This is a genomic window from Gemmatimonadota bacterium (assembly GCA_040388535.1).
Lineage (GTDB): Bacteria > Gemmatimonadota > Gemmatimonadetes > Gemmatimonadales > GWC2-71-9 > Palsa-1233.
This window is the reverse complement of sequence record JAZKBR010000002.1, coordinates 275,029-295,015: the sequence shown is the minus strand read 5'-3', so window position 1 is coordinate 295,015 and position 19,987 is coordinate 275,029. Positions and strand designations below refer to the sequence as shown.

General features: G+C 66.0%; 14 protein-coding genes. 3 read left to right on the top strand and 11 right to left on the bottom strand.

Annotation, left to right across the window (positions count from 1 at the left end; all coding sequences use genetic code 11):
- Window positions 1-27: 27 nt before the first annotated feature.
- From V4558_04880 to gnd, 5 genes are all read right to left on the bottom strand, one after another.
- Window positions 28-381, bottom strand: a complete 354-nt coding sequence (locus V4558_04880; protein ID MES2304815.1) for a hypothetical protein — start codon at window positions 379-381, stop codon at window positions 28-30.
- Between the two features lie 110 nt (window positions 382-491).
- A complete protein-coding gene (locus tag V4558_04875; protein ID MES2304814.1) occupies window positions 492-2,405 on the bottom strand; it encodes a beta-L-arabinofuranosidase domain-containing protein in 1,914 nt (637 codons plus the stop codon).
- A gap of 40 nt (window positions 2,406-2,445) precedes the next feature.
- The gene (pgl, locus tag V4558_04870) at window positions 2,446-3,153 is read right to left on the bottom strand and encodes a 6-phosphogluconolactonase (protein ID MES2304813.1); all 708 of its coding nucleotides are present in this window, start codon (window positions 3,151-3,153) and stop codon (window positions 2,446-2,448) included.
- The gene (gene zwf / locus V4558_04865; GenBank protein MES2304812.1) at window positions 3,150-4,529 is read right to left on the bottom strand and encodes a glucose-6-phosphate dehydrogenase; all 1,380 of its coding nucleotides are present in this window, start codon (window positions 4,527-4,529) and stop codon (window positions 3,150-3,152) included. The genes pgl and zwf overlap by 4 nt, the downstream gene beginning before the upstream one ends.
- Entirely contained in the window at window positions 4,526-5,551 is a 1,026-nt protein-coding gene (gnd, locus tag V4558_04860; GenBank protein MES2304811.1) for a decarboxylating 6-phosphogluconate dehydrogenase, read from the bottom strand. The genes zwf and gnd overlap by 4 nt, the downstream gene beginning before the upstream one ends.
- A gap of 107 nt (window positions 5,552-5,658) precedes the next feature.
- On the opposite strand from gnd, the gene V4558_04855 reads away from it, so the two are divergent.
- The 3 genes from V4558_04855 to V4558_04845 all read left to right on the top strand — a co-directional run bounded on the left by V4558_04855 (window position 5,659) and on the right by V4558_04845 (window position 10,803).
- The gene (locus tag V4558_04855; protein ID MES2304810.1) at window positions 5,659-6,975 is read left to right on the top strand and encodes an amino acid permease; all 1,317 of its coding nucleotides are present in this window, start codon (window positions 5,659-5,661) and stop codon (window positions 6,973-6,975) included.
- Window positions 6,976-7,054: 79 nt separating this feature from the next.
- A complete protein-coding gene (locus V4558_04850; GenBank protein ID MES2304809.1) occupies window positions 7,055-10,549 on the top strand; it encodes a glycosyl hydrolase in 3,495 nt (1,164 codons plus the stop codon).
- A 77-nt stretch (window positions 10,550-10,626) separates the two neighbouring features.
- Window positions 10,627-10,803 (top strand): hypothetical protein, encoded by a 177-nt coding sequence (locus V4558_04845; protein ID MES2304808.1) that lies wholly within the window; start codon window positions 10,627-10,629, stop codon window positions 10,801-10,803.
- Between the two features lie 21 nt (window positions 10,804-10,824).
- Here V4558_04845 and rho read toward each other — a convergent pair whose 3' ends face one another.
- The 6 genes from rho to V4558_04815 form a co-directional block, all read right to left on the bottom strand.
- Window positions 10,825-12,072, bottom strand: a complete 1,248-nt coding sequence (gene rho / locus V4558_04840; protein ID MES2304807.1) for a transcription termination factor Rho — start codon at window positions 12,070-12,072, stop codon at window positions 10,825-10,827.
- Complete coding sequence (locus V4558_04835; protein ID MES2304806.1) at window positions 12,069-12,638, bottom strand: ankyrin repeat domain-containing protein; 570 nt, start codon at window positions 12,636-12,638, stop codon at window positions 12,069-12,071. Before V4558_04835 ends, rho begins: the two co-directional genes overlap by 4 nt.
- 260 nt (window positions 12,639-12,898) lie before the next feature.
- Window positions 12,899-14,746, bottom strand: a complete 1,848-nt coding sequence (locus V4558_04830) for a CocE/NonD family hydrolase (GenBank protein MES2304805.1) — start codon at window positions 14,744-14,746, stop codon at window positions 12,899-12,901.
- Window positions 14,721-17,258 carry an ATP-binding protein gene (locus V4558_04825; GenBank protein ID MES2304804.1) on the bottom strand — a complete coding sequence of 846 codons (2,538 nt, stop codon included), beginning with the start codon at window positions 17,256-17,258 and terminating at the stop codon, window positions 14,721-14,723. The genes V4558_04830 and V4558_04825 overlap by 26 nt, the downstream gene beginning before the upstream one ends.
- Complete coding sequence (locus tag V4558_04820) at window positions 17,255-18,652, bottom strand: tryptophanase (protein ID MES2304803.1); 1,398 nt, start codon at window positions 18,650-18,652, stop codon at window positions 17,255-17,257. The genes V4558_04825 and V4558_04820 overlap by 4 nt, the downstream gene beginning before the upstream one ends.
- Window positions 18,653-19,978: an amino acid permease gene (locus V4558_04815; protein ID MES2304802.1), complete on the bottom strand. Its 1,326-nt coding sequence runs from the start codon at window positions 19,976-19,978 to the stop codon at window positions 18,653-18,655.
- Window positions 19,979-19,987: the final 9 nt, after the last annotated feature.

Here is a 19,987-nt window from a genome sequence, read left to right as displayed (position 1 = left end):
GGGCGCGACTCGACTACCGACTACGCGTCAGCTGACAGCAGGTGGTGCGCGCGACTGATGGCTGGAGGGCGGATCGTGATGCGGGAGGAGAAGCGGTCGGACATCGGCAGGCGCGCGTTCCGACACGATGCTGGTCGGCAGACGGACGCCAAAGGCGACGTGCGCGAAGAGGGTCTGGGCGATACAGGCAGGGCAGGTGGTCGCGTCGTGATGCGTCGTGCTCGTCGGCGTTGCCGCGCCCATCGAGCTGCCGGAGCCGGCGACCAGCGACTGGATCGAGACGGGAGCGCTGCCGTTCTCGTTGCGGTCGACCAGCGGCATGATGAGCAGCAGCAACTGCGCAACCGTCGCAACGCCTGAAAGCGCGCGACGAATCGTCAATGCCAAGCCACCCCGCCTGAAGCTGCCCATGATTGGTAAGCCTAAAGGCGTCTGACGCCTGGCGCTAGAGAACTCTTGCAATGTTCCGATTGGGAACGCGGTGCCAGCTATCAGCCCGCCCCTGGCGGGTTGACCTGCCAGTAGACCACGAATCGTTCGTCCATGATCGAGTTGAACGGGACCAGGGTAATCGGCTCACTCTGCCCTTTGGTCTGGAATTCGAGCGTCTTCCCCGCGACCGGGGTGACCCAGTTCGTCACGTCGCCCGACGCCCGGATCGGTGCCACCGCAATCGGCTTGGCAGGATTGTCGGGGGACATCCGTACCGGTGTCGGCGGCGCGCGAAGCACGTCGGGGGTCAGCCCTTCGGCACCCAGCCTGCCAGCGAGGACCAGTGGTCCGAACATCACGGCTTGCTGGGTGGGCTCGCCAGGTAGCGCCTCGGTGTGGAGCGACATCGGCGTCGTGAACTCCACCAGGTCGGTATCGCGCCAGGTCCGCTTGAGGGTGAGCCATTGGCCCGGCGTGGCCACCGCGTTCTTGACCTTCAAGCCGTTCACCTTCACGGTCGCGCCGGTGGTCCAGCTCGGGACGCGCAGGCGCAGCGCCATCGATACGCCGTGCTTCGCCGAAATCCGGAGTCGGGTCGTGGCTTCGTGCGGGAAGGTTGTGTCCTGAACAATCCGCAGCCCGCGTTCGGGCCAATCGAGCTCCGAGGCGATGAACTGATTGACGTAGAGGCCGTCATCACTGCGGAAGTAGATGCTGTCACCGAACTTCGAGAACGATTCGACTCCCGATCCGTGACAGCACCAGAAGCCCTTGTCGGGTGTTCCGAAGTAGCGCCAGAAACCCGAGGCCAGCGCGAGATAGTACAGCTTCTCGCCGTCGCGCGGATGCTGGGTGCCGAGCATGCCGTTGAACAACGCGCGCTCGTAGTAGTCCGCGGCCTGCGCGTCCGCGTTCCACGCCATGATATCACGCGTGAGCTTGAGCATGTTGTAGGTGACGCAGCTCTCTTCGGTGTCCCACGACAGCGTGTTCGTCAGGTTCCCCGGTTCACCCAGCCAGAGCTCGCCGCTGCTCGAGCCTCCCGTCACGTAGGAGCGTCGCTGCGTTACCGTCTTCCAGAAGAACTCCGCGATGTCGCGCGAACGCTGCTCGCCAGTGAGGTTGTAGTGCCGCGCAGCGCCGAGAATCTTCGGGATGGTAGTGTTGGAGTGCACCTTGGTGAGGGTGTCGCGTTGCTCGGCCAGCGGCGTGAGGATCCGCTCGTGATGGAAGCGCTGCGCCAGCGTCGACCAGGCGCTGTTCCCGGTCGCGGTCGCAAGCTGGTACAGCGTGTCGGCCATTCCGCCATGCTCGTTGTTCAGCACCCGCGCCATGCGGGCGGCATCCAGCGGCTCGGCCCACGTCCGTGTCCATTCCGCCATCTTCGTGACCATCTCGAGCGCCCGCGCGTTGCCGCTCAGCGTGTAACTGTCGAGCAGCCCGGCCATGATCTTGTGGAGGGTGTAGAACGGCGCCCAGACCGACTTGCCATCGCGAAGTCGCTGGAAGAGTTCATCGGGGAAGGCACTGAGGTACCCATCCGCACGCTGGCACGCGGCGAGGCCATCGACGATCAGGTCGCCGCGGCGGCGGACTTCGCCATCTCCGAGTTGTGCCCCCATCAGCGCGCAGCCACTGAGATAGTGGCCCACAAAATGTCCACGCAATTCGTTATTGGGCGCTTCCCAGCCGTAGTACGGCTCGGCCGTGGACGGGAGCCCGGCGGTCGTGCGGAAGGAGTGCAACAGCCGATCGGGATCGAGCGACATCAGGTAGCGGCGATTGACATCGAGGGCGTCGCGAAAGATTCCAGGCCGGAGCCGCACTGCCTTCAGGTCGAAGGGCCGCGCCGCAAAGGTGACCCGCCGGACCGGCGCCGCCGTGCTCTCCGGTGACGCACCAGGGAGGGCGAGCATGGCGCCCATCGCCGCGGTGGTCGCGAGGAATTCACGGCGATCTGGTTGGTAACTCACACGTCCTCCTGACAGGTGCATTCGGCCCATATGCTAAAGGCTACCGTCCCGCAGCGGCCTCGTCCACCAGCCAGTCCAGGCGACCGCTACCCGGATGGATCACCTGGGCCGGCAGTGAATCGGGGTCGCGTGGCGGTTCCAGGACGCTGCGCAGCACATCGGCCTTGGCCGCGCCGCTCACCAGAAAGATGACTTCGCGCGCGGCATTGAGAAGCGGCGGCGTCACCGTGATCCGCCACATCACCTGCTCGGCGATTTCCTCGGCCACAACCCAGCGTACCTGCTCGCGGACCGCGGCGTGCCCGGGAAAGAGCGACGCGGTGTGACCATCGTCGCCGAGGCCGAGGAGGACCAGATCGGGGCGGCCACTGCCGAGCAGAGTGCGCAACGTGCGCTCGTAGGCGAGGGCCGCCTCGATCGGCGGCCGCGCCACGTCGACCGGATGCACGTTCGCAACGGGAATCGGCACCCGCGAGGTCAGGATCTCGCGGATCATCCGGAAATTGCTTCGCGGGTCGTCCGCCGGAACGTAGCGCTCATCGCCGAGGGCGATGTGGACCCGCGACCAATCGACCTGGCCCGCGAACTCGGGCGAGGCCAGTCGGGCGTACGTTGCCTGCGGTGTCGTCCCGCCCGACAGCAACAGCACGCATTCGCCGCGGTCGGCAATCGCGCGTCGCGCCGTGGCGACGATGCGCGTGGCCGCGCGATTCGCGAGTCCGGCCGGGTCGGGCGCGACTTCGATCATCCGGCCGTATCCGGGATCGGGTCGTGCCAGCTTCCGCCTTCAATGAAATTGGTGGCATCGGCGGGCCCCCAACTCCCCACGGCATAGGAGTGAAGCGGCGAGCAGTCGCCGAGGACGCCGTTGACGATACGCCATTCCTCTTCGACCATGTCCTGCCGCGCGAAGAGCGTCTGATCGCCATCCATCGCCTCGTGGAGCAGGCGCTCGTACGGGGTGGGCCCCGCACCAGGCCGTCGCGTTGCCAGCAGCTCGACATCTTCGCCGACCATTTCCTCACCGGCGACCTTGGCGCGCGCCTCCAGCGCCAGCGAGACATCCGGACTCAGACGGAAGCGGAAGCGGTTCGGACTCGCCTGGCCGGTATCTCCCAGGTGGATCTGCGGTGGCCGCTTGAGTTCGACCACTACTTCGGTCACGGTCACCGGGAGGTTCTTCCCGGCGCGGATGTAGAAGGGAACGCCAGACCACCGCCACGAATCGAGCCAGAGTCGCACCGCCGCATAGGTCTCGACATTCGACTCGGGAGCCACCCCTTCCTCGTCGCGATAACCATCGAACTGGCCGCGAATGACATCATCTGGTGTGAGCGCACGGATCGAGCGAAAGGCCTCCACCTGGGCGTCGCGGATGGCATCGGGTCCGTGGGCGACCGGTGGCTCCATCGCGAGCAGTGAGACGATCTGCAGCAGATGATTCTGGACTACGTCTCGGATGGCGCCGGCTTCTTCATAGAACTTCCCGCGCCCCTTCACGCCGAACGACTCGGCCATCGTGATCTGGACACGCTCGATGTAGTTGCGGTGCCAGAGTGGTTCGAGAAAGGTGTTCGCAAAGCGGAAGTAGATCAGGTTCTGGACCGGCTCCTTGCCGAGAAAGTGATCGATCCGGAAGATGTCGGATTCCTGGAAGTAGTTGTGCAGCGTGGTATTGAGCTCGAGGGCCGAAGCGAGATCACGCCCGAACGGCTTTTCGACCACGAGCCGTCCGGTGGTGGAGCACCCCGAGGCCGCGAGGCCACTTGCCACGTCATCAAAGAGTGACGGCGGAATCGCGAGATAGAACAACGGGTGCGATCGCTCGCCCATTTCCGCGCGCAGCCGGGTATAGGTGTCGGCGTCGGTGTATTCGCCTTGCACGTAGCGCATCAGCTCCGAGAGTTTCGCAAACGCCGCTTCATCGACGCCGCCGTGTTCGGCGATACTTTGCCGGGCGCGCGCGCGAAAATCGTCGATACTCCATTCCGAACGTGCGACGCCGATCACCGGCACGTCGAGGTGGCCGTGCTGCATCATCGATTGCAGGGCGGGGAAGATCTGCTTGTACGCGAGGTCGCCACTGGCCCCGAAAAAGACCAGGGCGTCCGACTGCGGGCTCATCCGTGGCCTCCGGCGGGCTTCTCGTGGTGGCCGCCGAACTGGAATCGCATCGCGGACAGCAACTGATCGCCGAAGCTGGCGGCGCCGCGCGAGGAAAACCGCGCAAAGAGTGCGGCACTGAGTACTGGCGCCGGCACACCTTCTTCAATCGCGGCTTCGAGGGTCCAGCGCCCCTCTCCGGAGTCCGACACACGCCCGGCAAACCCTTCGAGCTGCGGACTCTGGTGGAGCGCGAGCGCTGTGAGATCGAGCAGCCACGACTGGACCACACTGCCGCGACGCCACAATTCGGCAATCTCGGCCACATTCATCGTGTAGCCGAACATCTCCGGCTGGCGCAGTGGTGTCGTTTCGGCGTCGGCGTCCTTCTGGTGCAGTCCGGCGTCGGCGTGTCGCAGGATGTTGAACCCCTCGGCGTACGCCGCCATCAACCCGTACTCGATCCCGTTGTGCACCATCTTGACGAAGTGACCCGCGCCAGCGCCGCCACAATGCAGGTAGCCCTGATCCGCGGTGCCGCTCCCCGGTGTGCGTCCGCTGGTGGGTGGGGCCGCGGCGAGGCCGGGCGCGAGCGAGGCGAATATCGGATCGAGGCGCGCAACCGTGGCGGCTTCACCGCCAATCATCAGACAGTAGCCGCGCTCGAGTCCCCACACGCCTCCCGACGTCCCGACGTCGACCGCGTCGATGCCGCGGGTAGCCAGTGCTGCTGCGCGGCGGACGCCATCCTGATAGTGCGAGTTACCACCGTCGATGATGGCGTCACCCGCGGCGAGGAGCGGCGTGAGCGCGTCGATTTCCGTGTCGACGATCGCTGCCGGCAACATCAGCCAGATCGCGCGCGGCGCGCTGAGCTTCGACACCAGGTCGGCCCGTGAGGTCGCAGCCACCGCCCCTTCCCCCGCGAGTCCGGTCACCGCAGCGGCGTTGACGTCGTAGACAACGCAGCGATGACCCGAGCGCATCAGGCGACGAACCATGTTCGCCCCCATGCGACCGAGCCCGATCATGCCGATTTCCATCTGCTGCCTCCCTGGAGAACCCGGCGGCTGGCGAATTCGGGCCGCGGGTACGATGATGCAATCACGCCCGCCCGCGGTTCTCCAGCAACCCCGACACGAGTTTTTCGGTGACAGATCGCCTGCCGCGTGTTGTCGGCCCCGCCACCACTGTGCTCTTCGTCGTCGGCTGGATCATTGGCAGCGGCATCTTCCGCCTCCCCGCCGAGGTCGCCGCGCGCACCGGCTCTGCGGGCGTGACGCTGCTCTGGTGGGCCCTTGGCGGCGTTTTCGCCCTGGCCGGCGCGTTCTGCTACGCCGAACTGGGGACGCGGTTGCCCCGCTCCGGGGGCGAATTCGTCTACCTCAACGCCGGCTTCGGCCCCGGGCTCGCCTTCCTCTTCGGCTGGTGCAATCTGGTCTTCGCCGGGCCAGCCTCGATCGCGGCCGTCTCACGCACCTTCGCCGACTACGGCGCGACGCTGGTTCCGATGACCGAGTGGGCTCGACGCGCTGTCGCGGCATCGCTCATTCTGGTACATACCCTGATCGCCATTCGCTCGACCCGCGCGGGGGCGCGGGTGATGAGCATCGCCACGACCGGAAAGATTCTCGCGATCGGTGTCGTGGTGCTGGCGGCCTTCCTGCTACCGGTACAGGTTGCGCCCCTGCCCGATGTCTCGCGCGCCGTCCCGTCGGCCACCAATCTCGCCCTCGGATTCACCGCCATCATCTTCGCGTACAAGGGCTTCCAGAGCATCGCCCTGCTCGGCGGCGAAGTGCGCGATCCCCAGCGTTCGCTGCCCCTTGGACTCCTCGGCGGCACCGGTCTGGTCGCCATTGCATACCTCCTGCTCAACGGGGCGTTCCTGCGTGTCCTCGGTTTCGAGGGCGTCCGCGCCTCGACCGCAGTCGCTGCCGACGCCATGCACGGCGTGCTCGGGCCGAACGGCGCCCGGTTCGTCGCCGTGCTGGTGCTCACCGCGACCTTCGGTACCGTGAGTGCGCAGATGCTGGGCTTCCCGCGGCTCGCCTTCGCGATGGCCGAGGAGCGACTCTTCTTCGCCCGGTTTGCGTCGCTCTCACGCTGGCAGACGCCCTGGCAGGCGGTGCTCCTCGTCGGCGTCATGTCGGCCGGCCTGGTGCTTTCGGGGAGCTACGCCTCCCTGATCCGGCTGGCGGTGCTCGCCATCTATCCGCTGACCGCGGTCACCGTCTACTGCACCGTGCGGCTCAGGCAACGGCAAGGGCCACCGAGTTGGAGCATGCCGCTCTATCCGCTGCCGCTGCTGATTTTTGTCGCCACCGTCGCAGTGGTGAGCGGCTTCTCGCTCCTGGGCGATCCCCAATCATTTGCGTTCAGCATGGGCGCGACGCTGCTGGGGATTCCCGTTTATCTCGTCTGGATCCGCTTCTTCCGCGGGGCCGCGCCCGCTACCCGCGACTGATCCTCTGGCGCGAACTCCGGGGTCGGGTGATTGTTGAGCGCTTACCTACCCAGCTTCCGTCCACCCGGAGTCCCCGTTGATGCAACGTTCCCAAGTGATCGTCCGCGTTGTCGCGACTGCCGCCCTCCTTTCCTTTGATGGCGCGACACTCTCGGCCCAGCAGCCGGCGTCACCACCCCGGCGCGGTCAGACGGCACCGGTGGTTGCACCCCGGAAGACCCCCACAGACTCGATGAAACGGCCGGCAGGCGCCGCGCGCCCGGATACCACCCGGCGCGACTCCACACGTGCACCTCGCAGCGACTCGACCCGCGCCGAGGGCAGCGACACCACGCCGGGCCGGGGGATCGCAGGGGCGCTCGCCGCCTTGCTCAAGCCGCGGCTCATTGGCCCGGCGACCACTGGGGGCCGGATCTCGGCGATCTCGGTGCACCCGGAGAATCCCGGGATCATCTACATCGGCGTCGCATCGGGCGGCGTCTTCAAGACCGACAACGGCGGGGCCACCTGGAGCCCGATCTTCGATCGCCAGGCCTCGTACAGCATTGGCGCCGTAGTCGTCGATCCGAAGAATCCCAGCACCGTCTGGGTCGGCACCGGCGAGAATAATTCGCAGCGCAGCGTCGCCTATGGCGACGGCGTCTATCGCTCCGATGATGCCGGCAAGAGCTGGAAGCGGATGGGGCTCGAGAAGTCGGAACACATTGCCAGGATCGTGATCGATCCGCGCAACAGCGACGTGGTCTACGTCGCGGCGCAGGGGCCGCTCTGGGCCGACGGTGGCGAACGCGGCCTCTACAAGACCACCGATGGCGGCAAGACGTGGAGCTCCCTCATCACCGTGAGCGAGCGCACTGGCGTCACCGATGTGGTCATGGATCCGCGGAATCCGGATGTACTGATTGCCGCGACCTGGCAGCGTCGCCGCCACTTCTACACCCTGATCAATGGCGGTCCGGAGAGCGCGCTCTATCGCTCCACTGATGCGGGCAAGAGTTGGAAGAAGCTCACCAGCGGACTGCCGTCGGGAACACTGGGCCGGATCGGCCTTGCCATCTCGCCCAAGGATCCGTCGGTGGTCTACGCCACCGTGGAATCGGCGCCGGGCGATGGCGGGATCTTCCGTTCGAACGACGGCGGAATCACCTGGGAGAAGCGCTCATCGTATACGGCCCAGCCGATGTACTACGCCACACTCTTCGCCGATCCGTTCAACAGTCAGCGGCTCTACTCGATGGACGTGCAGACGCAGGTCTCCGACGATGGCGGTGCGAACTGGCGCACGCTGGGCGAGCGCTCGAAGCACTCCGACAATCACTCGCTCTGGGTCGATCCGCGCTTGCCGGAGCATTACCTCAACGGCAATGACGGCGGGCTCTATCAGACCTGGGACGGTGGCAAGAGCTGGATCTTCTTCGCGAACCTGCCGATCACCCAGATGTACGATGTCGACGTCAGCACCAATGGCCCGTTCTACATGGTGTGTGGAGGCACTCAGGACAACAACTCGCTCTGCGGGCCGGCCGCCAGCCGCAATACCAGCGGCATCCTCAACAGCGACTGGTTTGTCACCAACGGTGGCGATGGTTTCGTCTCGCGCATCGATCCTCAGGATCCCAACACCGTGTACGCCGAGAGCCAGAACGCCGGGATGGTCCGCTTCGACCTGCGCACCGGCGAGGCGATCGGCATCCAGCCATCGGAGGCGCGCGGTGAGGCCCCGAGCCGGTGGAATTGGGACACCCCCATCATCATCTCGCCGCACTCGCACACACGGCTCTATACCGCCTCGCAGCGGCTCTATCGCAGTGATGATCGCGGCAACAGCTGGAAGCCTGTGAGCGCCGATCTCACGCGCGCGCTCGATCGCAACAAGTTGCCGGTGATGGGGAAGGTGTGGGGCCCCGATGCCGTCGCGAAGAACCAGTCCACCGCGTTCTACAGCAACATCAGCCAGATCGCGGAGTCGCAGAAGCAGGAAGGGCTGCTCTACGTCGGTACCGATGACGGCCTCATTCAGGTCTCGGAGGATGGCGGCACCAACTGGCGCAAGGCCGACTCGATTCCCGGCGTGCCGTCCAACGCGTACATCCAGCGCCTGATCACTTCGCGTCACGATGCGAAGACCGTCTTCGTCGCCGTGAACAACCATCAGAACGGCGATTTCAATCCGTATCTGCTCAAGAGCACCGACGCGGGACGCAGCTGGGTCTCCATCGCCGGCGACCTGCCGAAGCGCGGCACGGTCTACACCATGGCCGAAGATCACGTCGATCCGAAGCTGCTCTTCGCGGGGACCGAGTTCGGTGCCTGGATCAGCCGGGACGGCGGCGCGCACTGGAACAAGATTCCCGGACTGCCGACGATTCAGGTGCGCGACATGGTGATCCAGCGCAGCGAAGACGATCTCGTGCTCGGCACCTTCGGGCGCGGGATCTATGTCGTCGATGACTACTCGCGCGTGCGCGATGTCACGACCGAATCGCTCGCGGCCGCGGCGTCACTCTATCCGGTGAAGGATGCGACGTCATTCGTGCGGCGCGGCCCCTTCGGTGGTGGCGGCAAGGGCTCGCAGGGAGAAGGGCTCTACACCGCCAACAACAAGGACTACGGCGTCCAGCTCACCTACTCGCTCAAGGAAACCCTCTGGACCTCGAAGAAAGACAAGCGGCTCGAGGCGCAGCGTGCCGCGGAACGCGCCGGCAAGCCGATCAGCTACCCGTCGGCGGAGGATTTCATTGCCGAAGCTGAAGAGGAGCCGGTGGTACTCGGCGCCTCGATTGCGGATGCATCAGGCAGAGTCTGGCGCGTGCTGACGCTCTCTGGCTCTCGCGGAATGCATCGCGTCACCTGGGACATGCGTGGCGCGCTCGATGCGCCTGGTGATGGCCAGACCAGCGGTGGTGGCGGCGGTGGCGGCGGTGGCGGCGGTGGTGGTGGTGGTGGTGGTGGCGGTGGTGGATTCGGCGGCGGTGCTGGTGGCGCTCCGGTTCCCCCGGGCAAGTACACCGTGACGCTGGTGCGGCGCGAGAAGGGAGTGACCACTCCGCTCGCGGGACCGGTCTCGTTCAACGTGCTCCACGATCCGGCAGCGACCACGACCGTCGCCGATCGCGAGGCCAACCTCGCCTTCCGGGCGCAGGCGCAGAAGCTCACCCGGCAGATTTCGTCGGCGGTCGATGCCGCCAGCACCGCGAAGACCAAGATGGATGCCATCGTGCGCGTGATCGATCAGATGCCACAGGCGCCCCGAGCACTCGCCGAGCGAGCGCGGGACATCAATCGGCGGCTGACCCTCTCCTTGCGCGCGCTGCGTGGCGACGCCATCAACTCGGCCCGGGGCGAGCAGGTGCCGGTCTCGATCCAGGCGCACGCCGGGAATGCCTCGCCCGACGGGATGCTTGCGGCACCCACGACCACCAATCGGGAGCAGTACGACATCGCCGCGGCCGACTTCACCGCCGAGTACGCCAGGCTGAAGCCGATCCTGGTCACGGAAATCCCGGCAATCGAGGCCGAATTGGAACGTCTCGGGGCGCCGCCGACGCCGGGCCGGATTCCGGCCCTCCCCTGACTGGAGCGGGCCCGGTCGGGGTACTAGCTTGCAGGCTGGTACCCCGCACGTCACCCTACGACCCGGGAGGTCACGCGGTGAAGAACAAGCAACTCGAAGCATTGATCAAGAAGGCAGCAGCGCAGGCGACGTCGGAGAAGGGGCGCAAGGCGCGCTTCGTCGACCCGACGCTCGAGGCCACCAAGCGGCCCGAGCAGGCAGAAGACAACGACCGGCTGCACATGTTCAAGGAGATGAAGCGGCGCGAGTTCTGAGTCTCGCGCCGCGCTGACGCGTCAGATCCCTCGCGCGATCAGCTCCCGCACCGTCTCGACCGCCTTGTTGGGCGAAAGATCCGCCACGGCCTGCCGCATCTGGTGCGAACGCTCCAGCTGATCCTTCGGCAGCAGCAATTCCTCGCGCCGCGTCCCGCTCGCCGCCACGTCGATCGCCGGGAAGATCCGTCGCTCGGCCAGTTCACGGCTCAGCACGATTTCGGAATTGCCGGTCCCCTTGAATTCCTCGAAGATCACTTCGTCGCCGCGTGAACCGGTATCGATCAGCGCGGTCGCAATGATCGTGAGCGAACCACCACCCTTCGACGGTTCCACCATCCGGGCGCTGCCGAAGAACTTCTTCGGGCGTTCCATCGCTTCGGCACCGATACCGCCAGAGAGCGTGCGCCCTGAGCCCCGATCAATGTTGTTGTAAGCGCGCGCGAGACGGGTCAGCGAATCCAGGATGATGACGACATCCTGCCCCAGCTCGACTCGGCGCCGCGCACGCTCGAGGGTCATCTCGGCCATCGCAACGTGTCGCGAGGCGCCGTGGTCGAACGATGATGCGATCACTTCGCCAGCACCCGCCATCTCCATTTCGGTCACTTCCTCGGGCCGTTCATCGGCGAGGAGGATGTAGACCGTGGCATCGGGATAGTTGGTGACGATGCCGCGGGCGATGGTGGTGAGCAGCGTCGTCTTGCCGGCCTTCGCAGGCGCGACCACGAGGCAGCGCTGTCCCTTGCCAAGGGGGGCGAGCAGGTCGATCAACGGTGCGGTCAGATCGCCACCCCGCTTGATCCCTTCCTTGGGGGAGAGCTTGAGCTGTTGCGTGGGGTGAATCGCCGGGAGCCGGCCGAAATCCTGGCGACCCTCCAGCGTGACGGGATCGAATCCGAAGATCGTCGTGACACTCGCCAGCGCTGGTGCCCGGCCGTTCTGCGGGATCGCTTCACCGGCGACCTCGTCGCCTGGGCGGAGTTTGTGGCGCTGGATGATCGACTGTGGTACGAAGACGTCGCCCGGTGAGGGCAGGTAGGAGGCGGAACGCTGCCGCAGGAAACCACCGCCCTTCTCGGTGAACTCGAGTACGCCGCTCACCTCGATTCGGGCGCCCCCATTGCCTCCGTTGCCGCCTCGCGGCGTCTCGAGTGCCGCGCCCGCTCCGCCGCCGTTCTGGATCGGATGCTCGCCCGTCTGCCCGGTCCGACGCCCCCGACCACGACCACCCCGCCGCCGCGGCGGCTTCCCGCGAGGATCGCTCACATCATCCCCCGTGCGCGCAGGGCGTCCCGGACCAGTGCTGCCCCCGCTTCGAAGTGATTCCCTTCGGCGAGGGCGAGCGGCGTCCAGCCTGCCGCTGAGATCGAGGGGTCGGCCCCTGCCGCGAGCAGGAGCTCGGCGAGGGAGAGGCGCTTGGCAGCGAGGGCAGCGTGGAGCGGGGTATTGGCCATGTGGTTTCTTGAAAGGAGTCGGTGGTCGGCACCACGCGCCAGCAGGAGCTCCGCCGTGAGGCGGGCGCCGAAGAAGGCGGCAAGGTGCAAGGGAGACCAGCCGTCTGCCGAGAAGGTATCGGCGACCTGCGGGTCAGAGTCGAGCAATTCCTGAAGTCGTGCGACATCATCTACGGCCGCCGCCTCAAAGGCGTTTCGCGGCCAGTGTTGTTCCCGCAGCCACCCGGTCGTCTCGCCGCTTCCCGCATAGAGGGCCGCGAGCAGGGGCGTTTCGCCGGTGGGCGCCTGGTGCATCAGCAATGTGGGGTCGGCGGCGACGAGCGAACGCACACGCTCCAAATCATTCCGCCGACACGCGTCGAGCAGGTCGTCGAACATGCAAACCGGTGTAGGGGAAGCGGCGCCGACGGGCGCGACTGCAAATAAGAACGCACGATGGGCGGAAATGCGCTAGGGGGCCAAAGGGATGACGGATGATGGATGACGGCTGACGGATCTGAACCCGGCACCCTCGAACCCCCGACCCATACCCCCCATCCCCCATCCATCATCCATGATCCATCACCCATCACCCATCATCCATCATCCACCATCCGTCATCCATCATCCGTCATCCGTCATCTGTCATCTGTCATCCGTCAGTTCACGATCGGCATCACAATATGCGTCGGACTCGCCGCGCTCCGCTGGATCGCGTGGGTCGCCTTCCGGAAATCAGCCGCCGTGGCCGCGAAGATATTGGGGACGTAGCGTTGCGGATTCCGGTCGATCACCGGGAACCAGCTGCTCTGGATCTGGACCATGATCCGGTGGCCCTTCCCGAAAGTGTACTCCTGCGTGTGCAGGTCGACGGTGAACTTCTCGACCTTGTTGGGTACCAGCGCACGCGGTTTCGAGAACGACTCCAGGTAGCGACCACGCAGCGCATCATTGGCGACCATGAGCTGGAAGCCGCCCATCTGGGGGCCGAGCGAGTCAGGGTAGACGTCGATGAGCTTCACGATCCAGTCGGCATCGCTGCCGGAAGTCGAGGCGAAGAGCTTCGCCGCAATCTCGCCGCTGATGGTGATCTCCCGATCGAGGACCCCGGTCTGCCAGGTGAGCACATCCGGGCGCCCCTCGACGAAGCGCTGATCCTCAAGGAGCCAGGTCCGCCAGAGCGAGCCGGGGCCGTAGGTCGGCTGGATCGGCCGCTTCCGATACGGGACCGGATTCGCCGGATCCGAGACGAACGAGTCCGCTGCAGCGGCGGCTGTCGGCCGTGTGAAGGTGAGGGTGCCGTGCGGGCCGAGGTAGAGCGGCGTCGCGGTCACGCCCTCCTTCCGCGGGAAAGTGGCGCTCGTCTCCCAGCGATTCACGCCGCTCCGGAACAGCGTCGCCTCGGCCGGCGTGCAGCCGATGCCGCTCTCCTTGAGGTGGCAGGCGAAGAACGGGCGCTGCACCTCGTTGCGATACCAGTCGCCCGTCGCGGCGCCGAAATCGATCGCGCCGAGTTTCTGGCCGGTGCCGCCCCAGCCACCGTGGTTCCACGGCCCCACCACCAGGAAGTTGAGATTCTTGCTGTCGTGCCTTTCCATCTCGCGATAGATGGCGACTGGTCCGTAGAAGTCTTCCTGGTCCCACCACCCCGCCACATTCAGCGTCGGGACGGTGACCGGATGATTGAGATACGGCACGGCCGCCTGCTTCTGCCAGAAGGCGTCGTAGTCCGGATGCGCGGCGTAGTCGGTCCAGGTCGGGATCTTCCCCTTGAAGAACTCCGGCTGCACCCGCGACAGCGGCCCGAGGTCGAGGTACCAGCTGTAGGTGTCGGCGCGGTTGAAGGGGAACTGCTGCGATTCCTTCCCCGATTCCATCATGTAAGCGTACTCGAAGCCGTAGGCCAGGCGGAACGCACCCTGATGATGGAAGTCGTCACCCATCCACATATCCGCCGGCGACGCCTGTGGTGACGCGGCGCGGAAGGCGGGATGCGGATCCATCAGGGCCTGCACCGTGGTCCAGCCATCATACGACACGCCCAGCATGCCCACCCGGCCGTTGTTGTTCGGGGTGCGATGAATGAGCCATTCCATCGTGTCCCAGGCATCGCTTCCTTCATCGATGGCCTTGGGATCCTTCCGATCGCGCGGCGGGCGCTGCATCACGAAGACGCCTTCGCTGCCGTAGTGACCGCGCAGGTCCTGGAAGGCGAAAGCGTAGCCGTCGGCGGCGAGCTCGCGATACGAACCACGGAATCTGCCATCGGCGCCATCGATGCCATACGGCGTGCGGGTGAGGATGATCGGGAGCTTCCCACTGCTCTGCTCCGGCACCCAGATCGAGGTGTGCAATCGGATGCCGTCACGCATCGCGATGAGGGTATCGACCAGCTTGACGTAGCGTGGGGCGGCCGGCGCGGTCTGACCGCGCGCCACCTGCCACGGGCCCAGCAGCAATGCAATGAGTATCAGGCTCGCGCTACAATCCCACCGACGATGGCGCATCCAGAACCTCCCTGACTCGTTCCGCGAGTTCTCGCGGGGTGAACGGCTTCTGCAGGAATGCGAGTTCGCCGCCGCGAAGGCCGAAGCGATTGAGCTCGTCACCGGTGTATCCCGAGATGAACAGCACCCGCATATGAGGATACGTCCGGCGCATCGCTTCGGCGAGTTGTGGCCCGCTTTCGCCGGGCATGATCACATCCGTCACCAGCAGCGCCGGTGCGCCGCCAACGTTGATCGCTCGGCGCGCCTGCTGGGCATCGGCGGCCGTCTCGATCTGGTAGCCGAGCCGTTCCAGAATCCGCCTGGCCACATCGCGCAGTGCCGGTTCGTCTTCCACCACGAGCACCCGCTCACGCCCGCCGGGGCTCTCCGAGAGCGCCGATGGCGTGGCCGACTGTGATTCGACAACAACGCGGTCAGTGGCCGGTAGCCAGATTGTCATTCTGGTGCCACCCTCCGGCTGCGACGCCACCGTGATGCCGCCGCGATGCTGCTCCAGAATGCTCAAGGTCGTGGCCAGGCCGAGGCCGGTGCCTTTGCCAGCCGGTTTGGTCGTGAAGAACGGTTCGAAGAGTCGCGCGCGCGTGGCCTCATCCATTCCCGCGCCGCTGTCGGCAAACTCGAGCACCACGTAGGCTCCGGCCGGGGCCGCGAGGTACGGTGAATTCAGCGGGCTCGTGATCGACTCGCTGCGCAGGGTGAGCACCAGCGTTCCGCCGCGCGGCATCGCATCGCGGGCATTGAGCGCGAGGTTGAGAATCACCTGCGTCAGTTGATTGGGATCTCCCAGGACCCGGGGAATCGATCCCTCGCTCCGGAGTTCCACCCGGATCGCCCCCTCGGCGAGGCGCTCGAACATCCGCAGCGTTTCTCGCAAGAGCAGCTCAAGATCGACCGGCCGTGGGGCGAGCACCTGTTGCCGAGAGAAAGCCAGCAGCTGGCCGGTGAGCCCGGCCGCCCGGCCCGCAGCCTGCCGAATCGTGAGCAGATCCTCATGATTCTCGTGCCCTTCGCGTGACGAGTCGAGCAGCATTTCGGTGGACGCCAGAATCGTCGTCAGCAGATTGTTGAAATCGTGCGCCACTCCGCCGGCGAGCCGGCCCACGACTTCCATCTTCTGCGCCTGCCGCAACTGCAGTTCAAGATGCGTCCGCTCTGTGAGATCGCGGGTCGACAGGACGATGCCGCCGACACCTGGCTCGGCCCGCAGATCCGTCGCCACGCTTTCCATCGGTCGCCACGAGCCATCCGTATGCAGCATGCGCCACATCTGGGTCAGCGATCCCTTGCCGGCCTCGACTCGGGCCACGAACGACCGGGCCCCGTCGAAATCCTCGGGGTGCAACAGGATGCTGAGCGGCTTGCCGAGCACCGATTGAGCAGGGGTACCGAGGACCGCGAAGACGCTCGGCGAGACGAACGAGATCTGCAGATCGCCGTCGCAGACCAGGATCATGTCGGACGAGTGCCGCACCAGTGCTGCGACGCGGGCCTCTCCACGCCGCTCTGCCTGTTCGGCGAGCAGCGTCCGGTTCTGCCGGGCGGTAAGCGTCTGGCGGACCAGCAGCAGCACGGTAAGGCCGATCACGGCGAAGGCGAGTGGCGAGGGAATGGTGGTCGAATGGCGAATCGAACTCACCAGCAACACCAGCGTCACCCCACCGGCTGCTACCAGGGGAAGTGGCGAGAACGGCTCGGCGATATCGGTGTCCGGCCTGGCGTCGACCTGCGGCCCCGGCCGGCTGTAAGCGAAGCCGGCGACGGCGAAGAGGGTATACGCGATGACGTAGGCGAACTCGGAAATTGCCTGCAGCCCGGTTTCGCCAGAGCCGTAATACGCCAGCTGATACAGCGAATCGGCGATGACGTACGTCACCACGGCCGCGCTCAGCAGGCGGAACGCGCGCCGATGGCCCGCCGGCCCGCCGGCGAGGACAATCGTGTTGAGCGTGATCAGCAGGAGGAGATCAAGAAACGGATACACCACCGTCACCACAAAATCGAGCGCCGGTTTTGCCGTGCGCGTGGTCGGCACGATGACGAAGAGCCAGATGAGAATCGTCGCGGCGACGAACGCAGTGGCGCTGTCCACGATCAGTTTCCATCGCTGATACGTGGCACCCTGCCGGCGCGGCAGCTGCCAGAGTCCCGCGGCGATTCCGATATAGGCCAGGATGTAAACTGGATCGCCGAGGTTCGCCGCCCCTTCGGGGACCTGCAGCACTTTGTGGACGTAGAGATAGATCGCCATCCCCGCGGCCATCCCGGCGAATGCGGCCGCGAGGATCCGGAGCGCGCGGCGCGTGTCGTGATCCTGGTGCGCGGCCATCGCCGCGCGAAGGAAGAGCCAGATGCCGGTGCCGACGAGTGGCAGGTAGGCCAGATCCTTCCGGACCACATCGCTGATAGCCGCGGGAATCGCTGTCGGGAGAAGCAGGCACGCGCCAAAGACCAGCGCGTAGCTTCCGGCGAAGACGAGGGGCGCGCTGACCCGTGGCGCGGGGTGGGTCATTGTGGCGGGAACACGGCCCCGTGCGCCGGCTCGAGCCGGGCAGTGAAGTGCCGCAGTGCCGTGGGCTGTTCGGTGATGCGCATCCCCTGCACCTGCTCTCGACGTTCGTGAACGTGCAGCAGCACTTCCGCGAGATAGTCGACGTGACTCTGGGTGTAGACGCGACGGGGAAATGCCAGCCGCACCAGCTCCATCGCGGCGGGCTTCTCGCTGCCATCAGGCTGCTGGCCGAACATCACCGAACCGATCTCGACCGACCGGATACCACCGACGAGATAGAGCGCGCAGGAGAGCGCCCACGCCGGATATTCGGTCACGGGGATGTGTGGCAACATTGCCTTGGCATCGATGTAGAGCGCGTGACCGCCTGATGGCGTGACCATCGGAATGCCGGCCTTCGCGAGGCGCTCCGCGAGATACTCTACCGACCGGATGCGGTAGCGGAGATAGTCCTCGTCGAGCGCCTCGTCGAGTCCGATGGCGATGGCCTCGAGGTCGTATCCCGCGAGCCCGCCATACGTCACGAACCCTTCGGTGAGAATCAGGTTGTTCTTGCACTGCCGCGCGAGGTCATCGTTGTTGAGTGCAAGGAAGCCGCCGATGTTGGCCATCCCGTCCTTCTTCGCACTCATCGTGGCACCATCAACTTCCGCGAACATCGCCTCGGCGATCTCGCGCGGCGTCTTGTCGGCCCACCCTGCCTCGCGCTGCTTGATGAACCAGGCGTTCTCGGCGAAGCGACAGGCGTCGAGAATGAAGGGCACACCGTGGCGCCGGCAGATGGCGCTGGCGCCGCGAAGGTTGGCGAGCGACACCGGCTGCCCGCCGCCGGAGTTGTTGGTCACCGTCATCATCACCAGCGGCACCTTTCCGGGATTCTCCTGCAGCACTCGCTCGAGTGCCTCGAGATCCATATCTCCCTTGAATGGATGCGAGACGCCGGGTTCGCGTCCCTGGATGCTCGGAAGATCAAGCGCCGTGGCGCCGCGCGCCTCGATGTTGGCGCGCGTGGTGTCGAAGTGCGTGTTGTTTGGCACGATTTCGCCGGCCTGCACCGCCGTGCCGAAGAGGATCCGTTCAGCGGCGCGGCCCTGGTGCGTGGGGATCACGTGACGCAGCCGGGTGATCCGTTGCACCGCCGCTTCGAAGCGATACCAGGAATCGGCGCCGGCGTAGCTCTCATCCCCCATCATCATGCCGGCCCACTGCCGCGATGACATCGCGCCGGTCCCCGAGTCGGTGAGCAGATCGATCAACACGTCCTGCGCACGCAAGAGGAAGAGGTTGTAGTGCGCGGCCCGAAGTGCCACGTCCCGCTCGGCGGGAGTAGTCTGCCGGATCGGCTCGACGCTCTTGATCCGGAACGGCTCGATGATGGTGCGGGGCTCGAACATTCAGCTCGTCGCGGCGCGTCGGCGCCAGAAAAGGAAGACCGGCACGCCGAGCAGCAGCAGCGCGGCGCCGCGGATGGCGTTCTGCGGGTTGGATGTCACCGACCCGACGACAACGTACACCGCCGAAGCGATGAAGATCAGGGTACTCACCGGGTGCAGCGGTGTCGCCGCTTTCACCGGGATGCCGCCGTCACGGCGTCGCAGCACGAAGAGTGAAGCGGCCGTGAGCCCGAAGAAGATCCAGTCGCCGAACACGACATAATCGAGCAGCTCGCCGTAGTGCTTCGAGAAGAGCAGCCCGATCGCCCAGGCACCCTGCAAGGCGATCGCGGCGACCGGCGTGCGCCAGGTCGGGTGCAACTTCGCAAATGAAGCGAAGAAGAGTCCATCACGTGCCATCGCCTGATAGACCCGCGGCGAGACGAGGATGACCAGATTCAGGAAGCCGAAGGTCGAAGCAACAATTCCGGCGGCGATCAACCGCCGGCCCGCCTCGCCGGCAATGGCACCCATCGTCTCGGCTGCCGGGGCGCTGCTCGCGGCAAGGCCGCTGATGCCCAGTGAGCGAAGATACGCCACGTTCACGAGCAGGTAGGCCGCCACCACCACCAGCACCCCAACCACGAGTGCCCGGGGCAGGTCGCGCTCGGGGGCCACCATCTCTTCGGCCACGAAATTCGTCTGTTGCCAGCCACCGAAGGCAAAGAGCACCGGGACCAGCGCCGCGCCGAGGGTGAGCACGATCCCGGTCTGGGGAAGTGTCGGTGCCGCCATCGCGGCCTGTATCCCCTGCGGGGCCGCCAGGGCGGCCAACACCAGCACGGCGATGGCCGTGAGCTTCAGGATGGTAAAGAGGTTCTGGGTCCAGGCAGCAGGGCGGACACCCCGGACGTTGATCACTGTCAACAGGACAATCGCCCCGGCGGCCAGCGGTTGCTGGGCCGACTCCGGCCACCCGAACAGGGTCGCGGCATACCCGGCGAAGGTCATCGCCACGGCGGCGATCGCTCCGGTCGCCATCACCAGCAGGAGCGCCCAGGCATACATGAATCCTGCGAGTGGGCCGAAGGCCTCGCGCAGGTAGGCATAGCCACCGCCCGCCCGCGGCCGCCGCTGCCCCAGTTCGGCAAAGACGAATGCCCCAATCAGGGCGATCACCGCCCCCAGCCCCCACGCCAGATAGACCAGCTCGGGAGTCCGGACGATCCGCGCCACCTCGGCGGGATTCCGGAAGATGCCCGAGCCGATGATCCCGCCGATGACCATCATGGTCGCCGAGAAGAGTCCCAGTTGTCTGGCGTACCCGACGTCCTTCGGTGTGGTCATCAGCTGTGC

Excerpts from the sequence above, each read along its gene's own strand:
- pgl (MES2304813.1), bottom strand. The coding sequence starts at position 3,153 with ATGATCGAAGTCGCGCCCGACCCGGCCGGACTCGCGAATCGCGCGGCC.
- zwf (MES2304812.1), bottom strand. The coding sequence starts at position 4,529 with ATGAGCCCGCAGTCGGACGCCCTGGTCTTTTTCGGGGCCAGTGGCGAC.
- gnd (MES2304811.1), bottom strand. The coding sequence starts at position 5,551 with ATGGAAATCGGCATGATCGGGCTCGGTCGCATGGGGGCGAACATGGTT.
- V4558_04850 (MES2304809.1), top strand. The coding sequence starts at position 7,055 with ATGCAACGTTCCCAAGTGATCGTCCGCGTTGTCGCGACTGCCGCCCTC.
- V4558_04835 (MES2304806.1), bottom strand. The coding sequence starts at position 12,638 with ATGTTCGACGACCTGCTCGACGCGTGTCGGCGGAATGATTTGGAGCGT.
- V4558_04830 (MES2304805.1), bottom strand. The coding sequence starts at position 14,746 with ATGCGCCATCGTCGGTGGGATTGTAGCGCGAGCCTGATACTCATTGCA.
- V4558_04825 (MES2304804.1), bottom strand. The coding sequence starts at position 17,258 with ATGACCCACCCCGCGCCACGGGTCAGCGCGCCCCTCGTCTTCGCCGGA.
- V4558_04820 (MES2304803.1), bottom strand. The coding sequence starts at position 18,652 with ATGTTCGAGCCCCGCACCATCATCGAGCCGTTCCGGATCAAGAGCGTC.
- V4558_04815 (MES2304802.1), bottom strand. The coding sequence starts at position 19,978 with ATGACCACACCGAAGGACGTCGGGTACGCCAGACAACTGGGACTCTTC.